Source organism: Exiguobacterium sp. s91 (assembly GCF_018618915.1).
Classification (GTDB): Bacteria; Bacillota; Bacilli; order Exiguobacteriales; family Exiguobacteriaceae; genus Exiguobacterium_A; species Exiguobacterium_A abrahamii.
In genome coordinates this window covers 2,083,513-2,098,997 of record NZ_JACSMZ010000001.1, presented here as the reverse complement: position 1 = coordinate 2,098,997, position 15,485 = coordinate 2,083,513, and the positions used below count along the sequence as shown (strand labels likewise).

18 protein-coding genes are annotated in these 15,485 nt (G+C 48.0%); 16 read left to right on the top strand and 2 right to left on the bottom strand.

Going from position 1 to position 15,485, the window contains the following annotated elements:
* From KNQ06_RS10905 to KNQ06_RS10860, 10 genes are all read left to right on the top strand, one after another.
* Positions 1-585, top strand: coding sequence for a YqeG family HAD IIIA-type phosphatase (locus KNQ06_RS10905; protein WP_023467420.1), 585 nt, complete (start codon positions 1-3; stop codon positions 583-585).
* Between the two features lie 143 nt (positions 586-728).
* Positions 729-1,838, top strand: a complete 1,110-nt coding sequence (gene yqeH, locus KNQ06_RS10900; protein ID WP_023467421.1) for a ribosome biogenesis GTPase YqeH — start codon at positions 729-731, stop codon at positions 1,836-1,838.
* The gene (gene aroE / locus KNQ06_RS10895) at positions 1,838-2,626 is read left to right on the top strand and encodes a shikimate dehydrogenase (protein WP_058265063.1); all 789 of its coding nucleotides are present in this window, start codon (positions 1,838-1,840) and stop codon (positions 2,624-2,626) included. The genes yqeH and aroE overlap by 1 nt, the downstream gene beginning before the upstream one ends.
* A 2-nt stretch (positions 2,627-2,628) precedes the next feature.
* A complete protein-coding gene (yhbY, locus tag KNQ06_RS10890; RefSeq protein ID WP_023467424.1) occupies positions 2,629-2,922 on the top strand; it encodes a ribosome assembly RNA-binding protein YhbY in 294 nt (97 codons plus the stop codon).
* Positions 2,919-3,488, top strand: coding sequence for a nicotinate-nucleotide adenylyltransferase (nadD, locus tag KNQ06_RS10885; RefSeq protein WP_214724405.1), 570 nt, complete (start codon positions 2,919-2,921; stop codon positions 3,486-3,488). The genes yhbY and nadD overlap by 4 nt, the downstream gene beginning before the upstream one ends.
* The gene (yqeK, locus tag KNQ06_RS10880) at positions 3,478-4,053 is read left to right on the top strand and encodes a bis(5'-nucleosyl)-tetraphosphatase (symmetrical) YqeK (RefSeq protein ID WP_023467426.1); all 576 of its coding nucleotides are present in this window, start codon (positions 3,478-3,480) and stop codon (positions 4,051-4,053) included. Before nadD ends, yqeK begins: the two co-directional genes overlap by 11 nt.
* Positions 4,050-4,397, top strand: a complete 348-nt coding sequence (gene rsfS / locus KNQ06_RS10875; protein WP_023467427.1) for a ribosome silencing factor — start codon at positions 4,050-4,052, stop codon at positions 4,395-4,397. The genes yqeK and rsfS overlap by 4 nt, the downstream gene beginning before the upstream one ends.
* Positions 4,397-5,125 (top strand): class I SAM-dependent DNA methyltransferase, encoded by a 729-nt coding sequence (locus tag KNQ06_RS10870; RefSeq protein WP_215148186.1) that lies wholly within the window; start codon positions 4,397-4,399, stop codon positions 5,123-5,125. Before rsfS ends, KNQ06_RS10870 begins: the two co-directional genes overlap by 1 nt.
* 228 nt (positions 5,126-5,353) lie before the next feature.
* A complete protein-coding gene (locus KNQ06_RS10865; RefSeq protein WP_215148167.1) occupies positions 5,354-5,962 on the top strand; it encodes a helix-hairpin-helix domain-containing protein in 609 nt (202 codons plus the stop codon).
* Positions 5,962-8,124: a DNA internalization-related competence protein ComEC/Rec2 gene (locus KNQ06_RS10860; protein WP_215148165.1), complete on the top strand. Its 2,163-nt coding sequence runs from the start codon at positions 5,962-5,964 to the stop codon at positions 8,122-8,124. The genes KNQ06_RS10865 and KNQ06_RS10860 overlap by 1 nt, the downstream gene beginning before the upstream one ends.
* A 36-nt stretch (positions 8,125-8,160) precedes the next feature.
* Here KNQ06_RS10860 and KNQ06_RS10855 read toward each other — a convergent pair whose 3' ends face one another.
* Positions 8,161-8,322: a YqzM family protein gene (locus KNQ06_RS10855; RefSeq protein WP_023467431.1), complete on the bottom strand. Its 162-nt coding sequence runs from the start codon at positions 8,320-8,322 to the stop codon at positions 8,161-8,163.
* 100 nt (positions 8,323-8,422) lie between these two features.
* Between KNQ06_RS10855 and holA the strand changes: the two genes are divergently transcribed.
* Entirely contained in the window at positions 8,423-9,424 is a 1,002-nt protein-coding gene (gene holA, locus KNQ06_RS10850; protein ID WP_215148163.1) for a DNA polymerase III subunit delta, read from the top strand.
* 13 nt (positions 9,425-9,437) lie between these two features.
* Entirely contained in the window at positions 9,438-9,881 is a 444-nt protein-coding gene (locus tag KNQ06_RS10845; RefSeq protein WP_251133514.1) for a GNAT family N-acetyltransferase, read from the top strand.
* A gap of 126 nt (positions 9,882-10,007) precedes the next feature.
* Here KNQ06_RS10845 and rpsT read toward each other — a convergent pair whose 3' ends face one another.
* Positions 10,008-10,268 carry a 30S ribosomal protein S20 gene (rpsT, locus tag KNQ06_RS10840; protein ID WP_023467434.1) on the bottom strand — a complete coding sequence of 87 codons (261 nt, stop codon included), beginning with the start codon at positions 10,266-10,268 and terminating at the stop codon, positions 10,008-10,010.
* A 232-nt stretch (positions 10,269-10,500) separates the two neighbouring features.
* Here rpsT and lepA point away from each other — a divergent pair, with 232 nt between their 5' ends.
* The 4 genes from lepA (at position 10,501) to grpE (ending at position 15,460) form a co-directional block, all read left to right on the top strand.
* Positions 10,501-12,324: a translation elongation factor 4 gene (gene lepA, locus KNQ06_RS10835; RefSeq protein WP_023467435.1), complete on the top strand. Its 1,824-nt coding sequence runs from the start codon at positions 10,501-10,503 to the stop codon at positions 12,322-12,324.
* Positions 12,325-12,381: 57 nt separating this feature from the next.
* Entirely contained in the window at positions 12,382-13,527 is a 1,146-nt protein-coding gene (hemW, locus tag KNQ06_RS10830) for a radical SAM family heme chaperone HemW (RefSeq protein ID WP_215148161.1), read from the top strand.
* 316 nt (positions 13,528-13,843) lie between these two features.
* Positions 13,844-14,878 (top strand): heat-inducible transcriptional repressor HrcA, encoded by a 1,035-nt coding sequence (hrcA, locus tag KNQ06_RS10825; RefSeq protein ID WP_214724412.1) that lies wholly within the window; start codon positions 13,844-13,846, stop codon positions 14,876-14,878.
* A 24-nt stretch (positions 14,879-14,902) separates the two neighbouring features.
* A complete protein-coding gene (grpE, locus tag KNQ06_RS10820) occupies positions 14,903-15,460 on the top strand; it encodes a nucleotide exchange factor GrpE (protein ID WP_023467440.1) in 558 nt (185 codons plus the stop codon).
* Positions 15,461-15,485: the final 25 nt, after the last annotated feature.

The window sequence follows — 15,485 nt, the reverse complement described above, 5'->3', positions numbered from 1 at the left end:
TTGTTCAAACGACTTTATCCGAAACATTTCGTGGCTTCGATCTACGATATCGACCTTGAAATGCTCAAACGAAACGGTGTCAAAGCGATTTTGACCGATCTTGATAATACGCTCGTCGCATGGAATATCGCAGATGCTCCAGACGAATTGGTTGCTTGGCTGGATATGGTGAATAATCAATATGGTTTCGACGTCATCATCGTATCGAACAATAACGGAGACCGCGTCAAGAAGTTCGCGGATCCACTCGGATTGCATTATATTGCGCCAGCTCGAAAACCGCTTCCTATCGGGTTTAAACGGGCATTGACGGAATTCGGTTATCACGCGAAGGAAGTTGTCTTCTTAGGAGACCAACTCTTCACGGATGTACTCGGTGCAAACTCCGTTGGAATCGAAGTCATCCACGTTCAACCTGTCGTTAAGACGGACGGTGTCGTCACGAAATTCAATCGCCTGATGGAACGTGTCATTTTCCGCCGGATGAAACGCAAAGGAATCTATAAATTGACACAACGCGTCAAGGAAGATCCTTCTGCACTGGAGCATCCGATCGAAACACTTCGTCAGGATAAGCAACAATAACCCTGTCAGATCGGTAGATGAAAGGGAAGGCAGCAGTCGCAACATGTACGGCGAGAGGTCGGAAGTTACGCTCTTGGAGTAGCGAGCAGGGCGCTACGGTGAAAAGAGAAGGGATATCGTTCCCGCATGCGGCTCAACATAATATGATCGAAGAAATCCACTGCGCTGGCTGTGGTGTCGCCATTCAAACGGAAGACACAAAAGCACCAGGATACGCACCTAAATCTGCACTTGATCGTGAAATGGTCATTTGCCAACGTTGCTTTAAATTAAAGCACTACAATCAAATTCAAGATGTATCGTTATCGGACGATGATTTCGTTAAAATCTTAGACGGAATCGGTCAAAAAGATGCACTTGTCGTTAAAATCGTTGATATCTTCGATTTTAATGGAAGCTGGTTACCGGGATTACATCGGTTCGTCGGTAAAAACGACGTCTTACTCGTCGGGAACAAAGCCGATTTATTACCGAAGTCACTCAACCCGAACCGTCTCATGAACTGGATGCGTCAAGCATCGAAAGAACTTGGATTACGTCCAGTCGACGTTCATCTGATCAGTGCGAAAAAAGGGCACGGAGTCGATGAACTCGCTGAAAAAATCGATTATTATCGAAAAGGCCGCGACGTCTATGTCGTTGGTTGTACGAACGTCGGGAAATCGACGCTGATCAACCAAGTCATCAAACGCTTCGGTGAAGAAGATGAAGCCGTCATCACGGTCAGTCACTTCCCAGGAACGACACTAGACTTGATCGACATTCCACTCGACGATAACTGTAACCTGTATGATACACCGGGGATCATCAATCATCATCAGATGGCTCACTATGTTGATGCAAAGGACTTGAAGCTGATCACACCGAAAAAAGAGATCAAGCCACAAGTCTTCCAAATCCACCCGCAACAGACACTCTTCTTCGGAGGTCTTGCACGATTGGACTATATGGAAGGGAACAAGCGTTCATTCGTCATCTACATGTCGAACGAATTGAAAGTTCACCGGACGAAGCTTGAAAAGGCAGACGATTTATACGCGAACCACAACGGTGAGCTGTTGTCTCCGCCAAACGAAAAGACGCGTGAGATGCTACCGCCGCTTGTCCGTCATGAATTCAGCCTCCGCGACAACATGAAGACGGATATCGTCTTCAGTGGACTCGGGTGGGTTGCGGTTCACGGAAAAGGTGGACGTGTCGCTGCTTACGCCCCGAAAGGTGTCGCTGTATCCTTACGTGAGGCGCTCGTCTGATGCGCTTTGCCGTCATCGGTCATCCGATTGCCCATTCACTTTCACCTGAGCTGCATACAGCTTGGCTGGAAGCGGCTGGGCTTTTCGGCTGTTATGACCTCATCGATGTAACGGAGCAGCAATTGCCGCAAATCATTACGAAATTACGCACACATCAGCTAGACGGAATCAATGTGACGATTCCGCATAAAACAGCAATCATTCCGTATCTGGATCGGCTAGAGCCGGCAGCTCAAAAAGCAGGCGCCGTGAATACGGTATATCGGCAGGATGGGCAGTTGATTGGTGCGAATACAGATGGAATCGGATTCGTCCGCGCGTTGACAGAACGTCGTCCGTCATTTCAAAAGACGCTCGTTCTTGGTGCGGGCGGTGCGGCGCGAGGCATCATTGCTGCGTTGCCCGGAGATGTGACGATCACGAATCGTACAGAAGAACGCTCTAAGGCAGTTGCCGATGAATTCGGAGCAACCGTTCTACCATGGCAAGAAACATTTGATTTAACGAGTTACGACGTCATCATCAATACGACTTCTGTCGGGATGGCGCCACATATCGAGGCACGTCCGATCGAATTGACGGAGACGCACGCCTTGATTTGTGATATTATTTATCGACCGACGCCGACCCGTCTATTGCGTGAAGCGACCGAAAAAGGTCTCGACACACTTGACGGCGTCCCGATGTTCGTCTTACAAGCGGCTGAAGCATTTGAACGCTTCACCGGACAAGCACCTGACCTTGCACTTGGCGAGCAGGTGATACGAAAGCAATTGGAGGAATTTTAATCATGTTAACAGGTAAACAAAAACGTTTTTTACGCGCGACAGCTCACGACTTAAACCCGATTTTCCAAGTCGGTAAAAATGGAGTCGGAGAAGCGATGTGCGCTGATTTGATGGATGCGCTCGAAAAACGGGAACTCTTGAAAGTACAAGTATTGCAAAATTGTGCGGACGCACCGAAGGATGTCGCACAAGAACTCGTCGCAGGAACGAATGCTGAACTCGTTCAAGTCATCGGAAAAGTCATCGTTCTCTATAAAGAATCAAAAGAGAACAAGACGCTCGAATTGCCACGATGAAAATCGGACTGATGGGCGGAACGTTCGATCCTCCGCATATCGGTCATCTCCTGATTGCCGAACAAGCGCAGGAACAACTCGAACTCGATGCGGTCTGGTTCGTACCAGCGAATGTGCCACCGCATAAACAACGTACAGTCACAGACGCAACCAAGCGTTTACGCCTTGTAGAAGAAGCAATTGCATTGAATCCTGCTTTTTCCGTCTCGGCAATCGAGTTTGAGCGCGAAGAGCCTTCCTATACGTATGATACGATTCGTGCACTCAAGCACCGGTACCCGGAGCATGAGTTTCTGTTTCTCATTGGAGCAGACTCACTCGTGAGCCTCGATACGTGGTATCAAGCCGAACGGTTATACGAGGAAGTCGTCTTTGGTGCCGTCGCTCGACCGGGCAGTCGGTATCTGATTCCGCGTGGTGCCCGTGTGAAAGCAGTCGATATGCCATTGCTAGAAATTTCTTCGACGGATATCCGGCAACGGGTCGCGCGCGGACGGAGCATTCGCTACCTTGTACCGGAAGCCGTTCGACAACGGATTGAGGAGTGGAATCTATATGCGCCTTGAAGAAGCACGTCAAATCATTGAGCGTACGTTGCCTGAGCGACGCTATGTGCATACATTAGGTGTCGTCGAGACAGCGCGACACTTGGCTCTTAAATATGGTGTTGACGAAGAAGAAGCAACACTTGCTGCTATGCTTCATGATTATGCGAAATATCGCGATACGAATGAGATGCGTTCGATTGCCGTTGAATTGAATCAACGTGTTTTACTCGATTATGATGACGAACTGCTTCATGCGCCAGTAGGTGCGGAGCTTGTCCGTCGAGAACTTGGTCTTGATTCAGATGTGATTTATCAGGCCATCGCAAATCACACGACGGGGGCACCCGGTATGCCGTTGCTCGATCAAATCATCTTCGTCGCGGATGCGATTGAACCAAATCGCAGTTATCCAGGTGTCGAAGCGCTTCGTGAAGTAGCGGAGCAGGATTTGACGGACGCTGTCATTGCAACACTCAGTCAGACGATTCATTTTTTATGTAAAAAACAAGCCATCATCTTTCCGCGTACGATTGAGACTTATAATGCCTTCGTCGCGGCCAAACGAAAGGGGACCGTCCTATGACAGTCGAACAAGAATTACAATTAATCGTAAATGCCATCGACGATAAACGCGCTGAAGATATCGTCGTCCTGAATATGTCGAGCATCTCACCAGTTGCCGACTACTTCGTCATCTGTGAAGGGAATTCAGAAAAACAAGTACAGGCAATCGCACGTGAACTCAAAGAAGTCGCGCACGAACATAACCTGCCGATCAAACGTCTCGAAGGATTCGATGCGGCACGTTGGGTGTTAGCGGATCTTGAAAACGTCGTCGTTCACGTCTTCCACCGTGACGATCGTGATTACTATAATCTCGAAAAACTCTGGGCAGATGCTCCAAAGGTTGAAGTCGAGGTCAACTAATGGCATACGAACAGTTCGCCTACATCTATGATGAATTGATGCAAGACGTCCCGTACGATCAATGGGTCGACTGGGTCAAAGCATACGTTCCGACTGGCAGTACGATTGCTGATATCGGATGTGGAACGGGTACGGCGACGCTTGCATTAGCGGCGCACTATGAGATGCTCGGAATCGATTTATCGGAAGAGATGCTCGAAGTCGCGCAGGAAAAAGCGATGGAAGAGGGATTACGCATTCAATTCTGGGCGCAAGACATGCGCGAAATCGAATTGCCGACACCTGTCGATGCCGTGACGATCCTATGCGACTCCTTGAACTATCTCCGGACGGAAGAGGATGTCAAACAGACGTTTACACATGTAGCAGCAATCCTCAAAGAGGGTGGACTTCTCTTATTTGATACACACTCTCCATACAAGATGGAAACGTTGTTCAATGGAAAGACATATGCGACACATGCGGAGCAAAGTTCGTATATCTGGTTCGCGGATCCTGGTGAAGCACCGCTTTCTGTCGTCCATGAACTGACTTTCTTCATCGAGGAAGAGGACGGTCGCTACGAGCGTGTCGATGAAACGCATCATCAGCGGACGTATCCTCCAGCACAGTACGTGACGTGGTTACGCGACGCCGGATTCCGGGTCCTCGCGGTCACAGGCGATTTTGGACCGGATGCTCCTTCTGAGACAGCCGAGCGGATTTTCTTCGTTGCTGAAAAAATGTAAAAGTGATCTCATCCGTCTTCTTTAAGCGATACACATTCGTGTTGCTTGAAGGAGACGGATTTTTTGTTCGTCAAACAGATGCTAATTCAAAGTAACGGTATGGATGATATGACCTTTATCCGACATAACACACCGTATCATGTTGTAAAAGAGTGGTTAGTGCGTATTCCTTCGTTTCCTGAAGTCCGTAGCGACCTGTTAGAGTCGTGGAAAAAGGAGGGATTCGTCTTGACCGTTCCACGTTTGCAACAAATCGCAGGTCTCGTCGTCGTCCTGCTACTCATCATTTTATTGTTCGTACCATTACCCTCTTGCTCGAATGAAGCGATGGTCGATCAACCGTCCTTAACGGATAAACAACAAGAGGCAAAAGCAGAGCCAGCAGAAAAGGAGACCTCGATTCGTGACAAACTCATCATGGTCGATGTGAAAGGGGCGGTAGAAGCACCTGGACCCTATCAATTTCACCTCGGTGATCGAGTGAAGGATGCAATCGAAAAAGCAAAGACGACTGCGAAAGCTGACATTCGACAAATGAATCTCGCGGCACGTCTCATTGATGGACAGGAAGTCATCGTGCCGGTAAAAAAGACGAAAGATCAGCCGAAACCAACGAAACGCTCAAAAGCAGAGATACCAAAAGGACTGATTGACCTCAATGCGGCAACGGCGGAACAGTTGATGGAGGTTCCGGGGATTGGTCCTGCCAAAGCGGAAGCGATCTTAGCCTATCGTGAGGAGAAGGGAGGATTTGCGACGTACGAATCACTTGGAGATGTGAAAGGGTTCGGGGAAAAGACGTTAGAATCGCTTAAATCCTACCTGATCGTCTACTGATGCCGCTTCATGCGCTGTTCGTTCTCTTACTCATTGTCGCCATTAAAGAATCGATCTGGTGGTTAGTAACGCTGATGCTATTTACTGTCATGAAGTCATGGTCTTTTTCAATCGGTCGTCTTTTCTTTTTGTTCATTCTGAGTTGTCTATTCATCGGAATGGGTCATCTGTCACCTGAACCGCACGACGTCTCGTCTGTTGACATCTTATCAGGTAAGCGTAATGGGGATCGAATTCGCTATGATGCGGAGAGCAACGATCAATCGGTGCTATTGACGGCAACGATTGCAGAAGATGAGACAGGATACGAACGAATCGGTTACTCCTGTCACGTCAATACGGAACCGCTCGATGTCCGCCAACAATCGAATGCGGGAGGTTTTGACGAACTGCAATTCATGCATACGCATCGTTACGCTGGAAAGTGGGAAGTACGTTCGTTTGATTCCTGTCATCCGACACTTGGGTATGCGGCAGAAGGAAGACGGGTACGTGAAGCATGGTTGAAACGGATAGAAGACTTGTTACCACAAAAGCAAGCATTCTACGTCGAAGCACTTGTATTTGGTGAGGATCGATTAATGGATCAAGTGACGCTCGAACGGTTTAAGAAATTCGGCTTATTACATGCGATCGTCATTTCAGGATCACATATTGCTTTTTTAGTATTTAGTCTGCTGTACGTCTTACGAAAAATCAGAATGACAAAAGAAAAACGACTTGATATCGTTCTGATCTTACTGCCGATTTACGGATGGTTGACGGAGTGGAGTCCACCGGTCACACGAGCTGTTCTTGTCGCGATCATTCTGTTGCTCGGTCGTCGTTTCCACAAACCGTTAGATCCGGTCGAGGTCATTGCGGGGGTCGCAGCTTTTCAATTAGCGATTCAACCAACTGTCATTTACGATATCGGATTTCAATTGACGGTCGGATTAACGCTTTTTCTTGTGCTGTCGAGACGACTCATGGGGTCGGTTCGTCGTCCTTGGAACTGGCTGCTTATCAGTGCTTGGGCACAGTTTGGAACACTCCTCTTTTTACAGGGTATTGAACAGACGACGGTTTCAATTTGGTCGCCATTGTTAAACCTATTGATTGGTAGCTGGATTGAGTGGGTGATTCTACCGGGATCTTTCATTCTGGTGACGCTTCCATTTTTACCACTCAGTTCGACGTTTCAGATCGCGCATCAGTACGCGATTCAATGGATGGACCAAGCGTTACGACTGGCGGAGAATCTGCCGTTAGCAATGGTTGCCGTTCCAGCATTTTCTCCGATCGTCTTGACAATCGTCGTTGTCGGAACAGTAATCGCTTGGTATATTGCTGAGCGGAGATGGTGGGGGCATGCTCTCCCATTGGTCCTTTTGCTTACGGCATGGGGTTACACGGAGTGGCGCGCATCTGACCAAATCACGTTTTTAGATGTCGGGCAAGGGGATAGTATCGTACTTGAGAAAGCAGGAGAGACGTTCGTCGTAGACACAGGTGGTGTTTATCAGCAAACGACACATCCACTGCTCCGTCCGTTTGATCCGGGTAGTCATATCGTCGCGCCCTTTTTATTCACACGAGGAGAAGCAGAAATCGACGGTCTCATCGTGACGCATGCTGATCATGATCACGTCGGTGGACTTCTAGGATTACTGCGTCAAGTTCGCGTGAAAACCATTTATTTAGGTGCGTATGACAACACGGATGAGAAGCGAAACGATTTGATTCGTTCGATCGAAGCAACTGGGACGCGTGTCGAGTTCGTTCAAAAGGGGCAAACGATTCGTCCTTGGTTACATGTACTTGCACCGACAGGACGAAAAGAAGAAGAGAATGATCGGTCTATTATATTACTTGCACAGATTGCCAAACAACGTGTTTTACTGACGGGTGACGCTGGCCTAGCAATCGAGGACGAATTAAGCGTTGGACCAATCGATATTCTAAAAGCAGGTCATCATGGTTCGAACACGTCGACCGGTGAAGAACTCTTGCAGAAGACAAATCCGAAGATTGTCATCTTATCAGTCGGACGAAAAAATCGATACGGGCATCCGCATCCGGACGTGCTTGAGCGGATCGGGACAGATCGGATCGTCTTTCGAACGGATGAGGACGGGAGTATAACTTGTTCTTCAGCGGGCTGTGAACCTATGATAAAATAAAAAAACAGCAACCCCCCAAGGTTGCTGTTTTACTGATTATAGACTTAAGAACTTAATTGCGACACCGATGATGAACAAGACTGCGAAGAAGCCGAATGATGCACCAAAACCAACGGCAGAGTCGAGCGCATCGTTGCGTTTTGATTGAATATCGTTCTCGAACGCGTTTTCACTTGGTGGGCGTACTGAATGTGCCATGCTGCATTCCCCCTTAATAGATTCCGCTTCTAGTATAGCGGAATAAAAGAGGATTATCTATGATGAAGTTAAGAACAAACTGTGAAATGTGGTGGGAATGATGAAAACTCCTTGGCTCGTCAATGGAAAATTAGCGAATTTATACTTATTATATGGAACAGAACGACACTTGTTAGAAGAATGGGAACGTGAAATCGTAAAAGCGGCTCTGCCGGACGGAGAACGCTTTGATTATATGAAAATCGATTTGAACGACCAACCGCTTGATGCGGTACTCGATGAAGCGGAGACGGTACCCTTTTTAAGCGACTACCGCGTCGTCGTTGCAAAACCTGCAATGTTCCTGACAGGAGCAAAAGATAAAAAACAACATAACCTCGAACGGTTAGCGGATTATATCTTACAACCGGCAGACTACGCGGTCGTTGTCTTGATCGTCGAAGCAGAAAAGCTCGATGAACGAAAAACCGTCGTCAAACGATTGAAGGAGCGCGCGACGGTACTAGAGGCAAAAAAACCGACGATCGAAGAGTTGTTCCGCTTCGTTCTGGATGCTGTCAACGACAAAGGATACCGGATGGAACGTCCGGCAATCGAGCGACTCATTTTCTTGACTGCTGAGATGTGGGGAACATTAGCCCATGAACTTGAGAAGTTGATGTTGTTTGCAGGGGACCGACCAACAATCGAAATCGAGGATGTCGATTTGCTTGTTCCGCGGACATTAGAGGACAACGTCTTTCAATTAACGGACTACTTGATGAAGCGTCAACTCGAACCAGCGATCCGCTTGATTCGCGACCTTGAAAAACAAGGACAGGAAGTATTGGCTCTCCTTGGACTGATGGCACGCCAATACCGGATGATGTTGCTGTCGAAACGATTAGCAGAACAAGGATACGGAGAACGACAAATCGCATCAAAAGTCGGAGCTCATCCGTATGCGATCAAATTGGCACTCCAGTCTGCCAAACGGTTTACGTTTGCGCAGCTCGAGCAAGCACTCATCGCCATCACGACGACAGATGAAGGTATGAAAACAGGACGCGGTGATAAGAAGATTCTATTCGATGCGTTGATTGTTCGCTTAGCGACGCTATAAGAGGAGGCAAACGATGATGGAAGTCCAGGTCATTACAGCAGAAGAGGTCATCCCATTACGGCATGATGTGTTACGTCCACATCAACCACGTGAAGCATGTGTTTATCCAGACGACGCCTTGCCATCGACGTTTCATCTCGGCGGGATAAAAGCACAACAAATCGTCGCAATCGGTAGTTTCTCGGAACAATCGCATGCACAAGCGCCAGGAGCGACGTATCAGCTTCGTGGTATGGCGTCGAGTGAAGACGTGCGTGGTGAAGGGTATGGTCGGGCGCTGATCGAAGAAGCCCGTCGTCTATTGAAAGAACGACAAGTGACAGCATGGTGGTGTAACGCCCGCGTCACGGCACTTCCTTTTTATGAGCGCCTCGGACTGGAACGTGTTGGAGAACCGTTCCTCATTGAAGGGATCGGTCTTCACTATGTCATGATCGATCGTCTAGACGACAAGTAAGACAAGAAATGGCGGACGAAGGAATCGTTTTACACGAGTCCTTCGTCCGCCATTTTAGATCATATAAAAAATCGCCACTGGAGAACCCTCCTAGTGGCGACCCATCACCGTATTCTTCGGAAAGAATTAAAGTGCGTTTACGAGTTTAGCGAGACGTGATTTGTCACGACCAGCTTTGTTGCTGTGGATGAGACCTTTAGCAGCAGCTTTGTCGATTTTTTTAGAAGCTGTAGCGAAAGCAAGGACCGCTTGGTCTTTGTTACCTTCAGCTGCGAAAGTTTCGACTGCTTTAATCGCTGAACGCATTGCCGATTTACGTTGTACGTTAGCGACGCGGCGTTTTTCAGCTGTTTTAACGCGTTTGATTGCTGATTTAATGTTAGCCATGGATGATTCACCTCCAATAAAACTCATTCGAGATTTATATTCGCATATCTGCAGTTATCGTTCAACAGAACAAACACAATTGTAGCAAACGTTTTTCTTAAAAGCAATACGACGTCTAGGGAATCTTCACATTTTGTTTTTCGGGTAAAACAAAACGAGATAGTACAGTGAAGCGCTTTTTGGTATAATGAACCGTATGTACGTTTGAAAATAAGGTAAGGTGACTCTAAACATGACGAATGAAGACCGTTTAAAGCGGCAGAAGAGTATTCGTAACTTCTCGATCATTGCCCATATCGATCACGGGAAGTCGACACTCGCTGACCGAATTTTAGAAAAAACTGGCGCGTTGACATCGCGCGAAATGAAAGATCAGACACTTGATGCCATGGATCTCGAACGTGAGCGTGGCATCACGATTAAACTCAACGCTGTTCAATTGAAGTATACAGCAAAAGATGGGGAAGATTACATTCTTCACCTCATTGATACACCTGGACACGTCGACTTCACATATGAAGTCTCGCGTTCACTTGCAGCTTGTGAAGGGGCTGTCCTCGTCGTCGATGCGGCGCAAGGAATCGAAGCGCAGACGCTTGCGAACGTTTACTTAGCACTCGACAACGATCTCGAAATCCTTCCGATCATTAACAAAATCGATTTACCTTCTGCGGATGTCGAACGCGTCCGTCAAGAAATCGAAGATGTCATCGGACTCGATGCATCTGAAGCCGTTCCGACTTCTGCGAAGGCAGGGATCGGTATTGAAGAAATTCTCGAACAAATCGTCGAGAAAGTACCAGCGCCGACGGGTGATCCGTCTGCACCACTCGAAGCATTGATCTTTGACTCCTATTATGACGCTTACCGTGGTGTCGTAGCATCGATTCGAATCGTCAACGGAACAGTTAAAGTCGGCGATAAGATTCGGATGATGTCGACAGGTAAGGACTTTGAGGTTCTGGAACTTGCCGTTGCGACACCAAAACCATTACGTCAGCAAGAATTGACGGTCGGTGATGTTGGGACGTTGTCTGCTTCGATCAAAACGGTCGGCGACGTACGTGTCGGGGATACGATTACGCTTGCGAAACAGCCAGCTACTGAAGCACTGCCAGGATACCGTAAGATGAATCCGATGGTATACTGTGGACTCTATCCAATCGATGCTGCGAAATACAACGATTTACGAGAAGCGCTTGAAAAACTACAACTTAGTGACGCGGCGCTTGAGTTCGAACCAGAGACATCACAAGCACTCGGATTCGGATTCCGTTGTGGATTCCTCGGGATGCTCCACATGGAAATCATCCAGGAGCGGATCGAACGTGAATTCAACATCGATATGATCACGACGGCACCATCGGTTATCTATCACGTGACGACGACAGCGGGTGAAGTCTTGCACGTCGATAACCCATCGAAGATGCCGGATCAGCAAAAAGTCGAATTCATCGAAGAGCCCTTCGTTAAGGCTGCTGTCATGACACCAAATGACTACGTCGGTGCGATCATGGAGTTGTGCCAGAAGAAGCGTGGGACATTCGTTGACATGCAATATATCGATACGACACGTGTCAAAATCACGTATGAGTTACCGTTATCTGAGATCGTCTACGACTTCTTCGATCAGTTGAAATCGAGTACGAAAGGGTATGCGTCACTTGATTATGAATTGATCGGCTACCAACAGTCGCGTCTCGTCAAGATGGACATCCTGCTCAACAACGAGAACGTCGATGCGCTCAGCTTCATCGTTCACCGTGACTTCGCGTACGAACGCGGGAAAGTCATCGTTGATAAGTTGAAAGAATTGATTCCGCGGATGCAGTTCGAAGTGCCGATCCAGGCCGCTGTCGGAACGAAGATCGTTGCTCGTTCGACGATTAAGGCATTACGGAAGAACGTTCTCGCGAAATGTTACGGGGGAGATATCTCTCGGAAACGGAAGCTGCTCGAGAAGCAAAAAGAAGGTAAGAAACGCATGAAGATGGTAGGCTCAGTAGAGGTACCGCAAGAAGCCTTCATGTCCGTTCTATCCATGGACGAAGATTAAACAGGTGGGGGCGCTTGCGTCCCCTTTTTGGTTTTTATAGAGAAAGGATGAGGCGAAATGGGAATACGCGCCGCATATGTCCACATCCCTTTTTGTGAACATATTTGTTATTACTGTGATTTCAATAAAGTCTTTTTAAAGAATCAGCCCGTTGATGAATACCTCGATGCGCTCGAACGCGAAATCGAACTGACGTTGAAACAATACCCGACGGATCATCTCGAGACGATCTTCATCGGTGGCGGAACACCAACCGCTTTAAATGAACCACAGATGCAACGGTTGATGGAAATCATCCAGAAACACTTGTTGCCCCTGACAGGCGATGATTTAGAATACACGGTCGAGTCGAATCCAGATGGTGTATCAGAAGAGAAACTCGATATCATGAAGGCGGGCGGTGTCAATCGCGTCAGTTTCGGTGTCCAATCGTTTGACGACGGTTTGCTCGAACGCATCGGTCGGACGCACCGGGAAGCAAAAGTCGCGCAGACGCTCGACGCAGCAGCGAAACGGTTTGATAACATCTCCGTTGACTTGATGTTCGGGTTACCGAATCAGACGCTCGATCAGGTCCGCTACGACGTCACGCGGGCGCTACAATTACCGATCACGCATATTTCCTCCTATTCATTGATTTTAGAACCGCACACGGTTTTTGCGATTCAAGAGCGAAAAGGAAAGTTACCGTTACCGACGCAAGATCTCGAGGCAGAAATGTATCAAGTGATGATCGATACGATCGAAGCAGGTGGATATGCGCAGTATGAGATCTCGAACTTCGCACAAACAGGAAAAGAGAGTCGTCATAATCGCGTCTACTGGGAAAACGATGAGTACTACGGATTCGGTGCAGGATCACACAGCTACATCAATCAGACGCGTCGTGCGAACATCGCACCAATTCCGCACTATATCAAGGCGGAAGGGTTACCGGTTCGAAAAGAGACGCCGTTGACGAACGTCGAGCGGATGGAAGAAGAAATGTTCCTTGGACTTCGAATGAAGGATGGCGTATCACTCGAACGTTTCCGGACGAAATATGGAGTGGCGTTTGAAGATGTGTTTGGTGATGTCATGAAACGCTTATTGCCAAACGGTCTCGTCGAACAGACGGAGGCACATATCCGTTTGACGCCTGCCGGTATTCCGTTAGCGAACGAAGTCTTTGCGGAGTTCATCGGTGAAGCGCAGGTTCAATGAATCTTGAATAAATGAAAAGAAGCGGTGTTCCCTTAAAAAAGAGGAATACCGCTTCTTTTCATTTTTTGGATTTCCTTAAAAAATAGGCAGTCGTTCCGATGACCGCGATGAACAGCCAGACAAAGACTCCTGCCATTGCCAATAATTCAATCATCCGATTCATCCTTTCCGTTCTTTGTTTCACTGTATCGCAGAATGGGAAACTGTTCAAAGGGTCACGCAATTCGGTTGACATCGGACGGACAATTCCTTATAGTAAAAGATGTAATTAGCACTCGTTAAAAGTGAGTGCTAACAAAATAAGGTGGTGAAGAAGGTGCTGACGGATCGTCAATTGTTGATTTTACGTGCAATCGTCGATGATTACATCAAGACTGCTCAACCCGTCGGCTCACGGACGCTCTCCAAGCGAGACGACGTGACGTTCAGTTCCGCGACCATTCGTAACGAGATGGCGGACCTCGAAGAGATGGGTCTGATTGAAAAGCCACACACTTCCGCAGGACGGATTCCTTCCGAACTCGGATATCGTTTTTATGTCGACCATCTGATTCGTCCGGAAAGCATCACACCAAAAGAAGCGCAGGCATTGAAATCACTCTTTGCCCATTCCGTGAATGAGAATGATCGGTTGATTCGGCACACAGCAGACCTGTTGAGCGATTTAACCCATTACACGACGCTTGTACTTGGACCAAAAGAAGAAGGACAACGCTTGCATCATCTGGAATTGATTCCTCTTGCCGAAGGTCGTGTCGTCATCGTTCTCGTCACGGAGACGGGACATGTCGAACACAAGACCTTGCAATTGAGTCAAGCGTTGTCCCAGGAAGCAGCGAGCCGACTGATGGAACGTCTGAATCAGACGTTACGCGGTACGCCGCTCTCAGCCTTGCGCAGTCGTCTGCTCGAGGAAATCCATCGCTTCCGTTCAGAGCATTCTGAACAGACGGTGTTGCTTTCGAAGGCACTTGATCTCGTCTTGACGGATCAAGAGGAGCGACCGTTCATCTATCTGGGCGGGAAAGCCAACATGTTCGATCAGCCTGAATTTCAGGACGTCGCAAAACTACGACCTGTTCTCGAGTTGATCGAACAGCAAGAAGCCGTTCTCGACTTCCTCCGACCGAATCTCGATAATCAAATCCTGATCACGATCGGGAGTGAGAACAATGTGGATGCATTAAAAGATTGTAGCGTCATCCGGGCCCATTATTCGGTCGACGGTGTCTCGATCGGGACACTCGCTTTGATCGGACCGAAACGGATGGATTACAACCGGGGAATCAACTCGATCATCCATCTACTTCAAGCATTCCAAACCGAATTGCATAAGAACAATTTGGATTGAATATAGAAAGGGGCTCGATTCAGAGTGGAAGAAAAAGAACAGAATCAAAACCTCCAACAAGAAGAAAACGTGACAGAGCCGACTGAAACCGTCGAAGTCACAGAGGAAGAAGTCATCCAAGCGGATCTCGTCGAAGACGAGAAACCAGACTTCGAAGCACAACTCGCAGAAGCAAAAGCTTCAGAATTACGCCTCCGTGCGGATTTTGAGAACTTCAAACGCCGCAACCGTGTCGAAGCAGAGAATCGCGCGAAGTATTCTTCACAAGCCATCGTCGAAAAGCTATTGCCACTCGTCGATAACTTGGACCGTGCGCTCCAAATCGAGACGGAAAACGAAGAGACGAAATCCGTCTTGACGGGTGTCGAAATGGTGAAACGTCAACTCGTCGAAACGCTTCAAAACGAAGGTGTCGTCGAGATTCCAGCTGTCGGTGAAGCGTTCGATCCGAACTTACACCAAGCGGTCGTTCAAGAAGCGAGCGAAGAACACGAATCAGGCGTCGTCATCGCTGAATTCCAAAAAGGGTACAAATTGCACGATCGTGTGATTCGTCCGAGTATGGTTAAAGTAGCTGAGTAACCAGCTTGCACTTTATTATTCCAAT

Bases quoted from the DNA above. Each gene is read 5' to 3' on its own strand.
- KNQ06_RS10860 (WP_215148165.1), top strand. From the start codon at position 5,962: ATGCCGCTTCATGCGCTGTTCGTTCTCTTACTCATTGTCGCCATTAAA.
- rsfS (WP_023467427.1), top strand. From the start codon at position 4,050: ATGACAGTCGAACAAGAATTACAATTAATCGTAAATGCCATCGACGAT.
- nadD (WP_214724405.1), top strand. From the start codon at position 2,919: ATGAAAATCGGACTGATGGGCGGAACGTTCGATCCTCCGCATATCGGT.
- yhbY (WP_023467424.1), top strand. From the start codon at position 2,629: ATGTTAACAGGTAAACAAAAACGTTTTTTACGCGCGACAGCTCACGAC.
- rpsT (WP_023467434.1), bottom strand. From the start codon at position 10,268: ATGGCTAACATTAAATCAGCAATCAAACGCGTTAAAACAGCTGAAAAA.
- KNQ06_RS10845 (WP_251133514.1), top strand. From the start codon at position 9,438: ATGATGGAAGTCCAGGTCATTACAGCAGAAGAGGTCATCCCATTACGG.
- yqeK (WP_023467426.1), top strand. From the start codon at position 3,478: ATGCGCCTTGAAGAAGCACGTCAAATCATTGAGCGTACGTTGCCTGAG.
- yqeH (WP_023467421.1), top strand. From the start codon at position 729: ATGATCGAAGAAATCCACTGCGCTGGCTGTGGTGTCGCCATTCAAACG.
- lepA (WP_023467435.1), top strand. From the start codon at position 10,501: ATGACGAATGAAGACCGTTTAAAGCGGCAGAAGAGTATTCGTAACTTC.
- holA (WP_215148163.1), top strand. From the start codon at position 8,423: ATGAAAACTCCTTGGCTCGTCAATGGAAAATTAGCGAATTTATACTTA.
- KNQ06_RS10870 (WP_215148186.1), top strand. From the start codon at position 4,397: ATGGCATACGAACAGTTCGCCTACATCTATGATGAATTGATGCAAGAC.
- hemW (WP_215148161.1), top strand. From the start codon at position 12,382: ATGGGAATACGCGCCGCATATGTCCACATCCCTTTTTGTGAACATATT.
- aroE (WP_058265063.1), top strand. From the start codon at position 1,838: ATGCGCTTTGCCGTCATCGGTCATCCGATTGCCCATTCACTTTCACCT.
- KNQ06_RS10855 (WP_023467431.1), bottom strand. From the start codon at position 8,322: ATGGCACATTCAGTACGCCCACCAAGTGAAAACGCGTTCGAGAACGAT.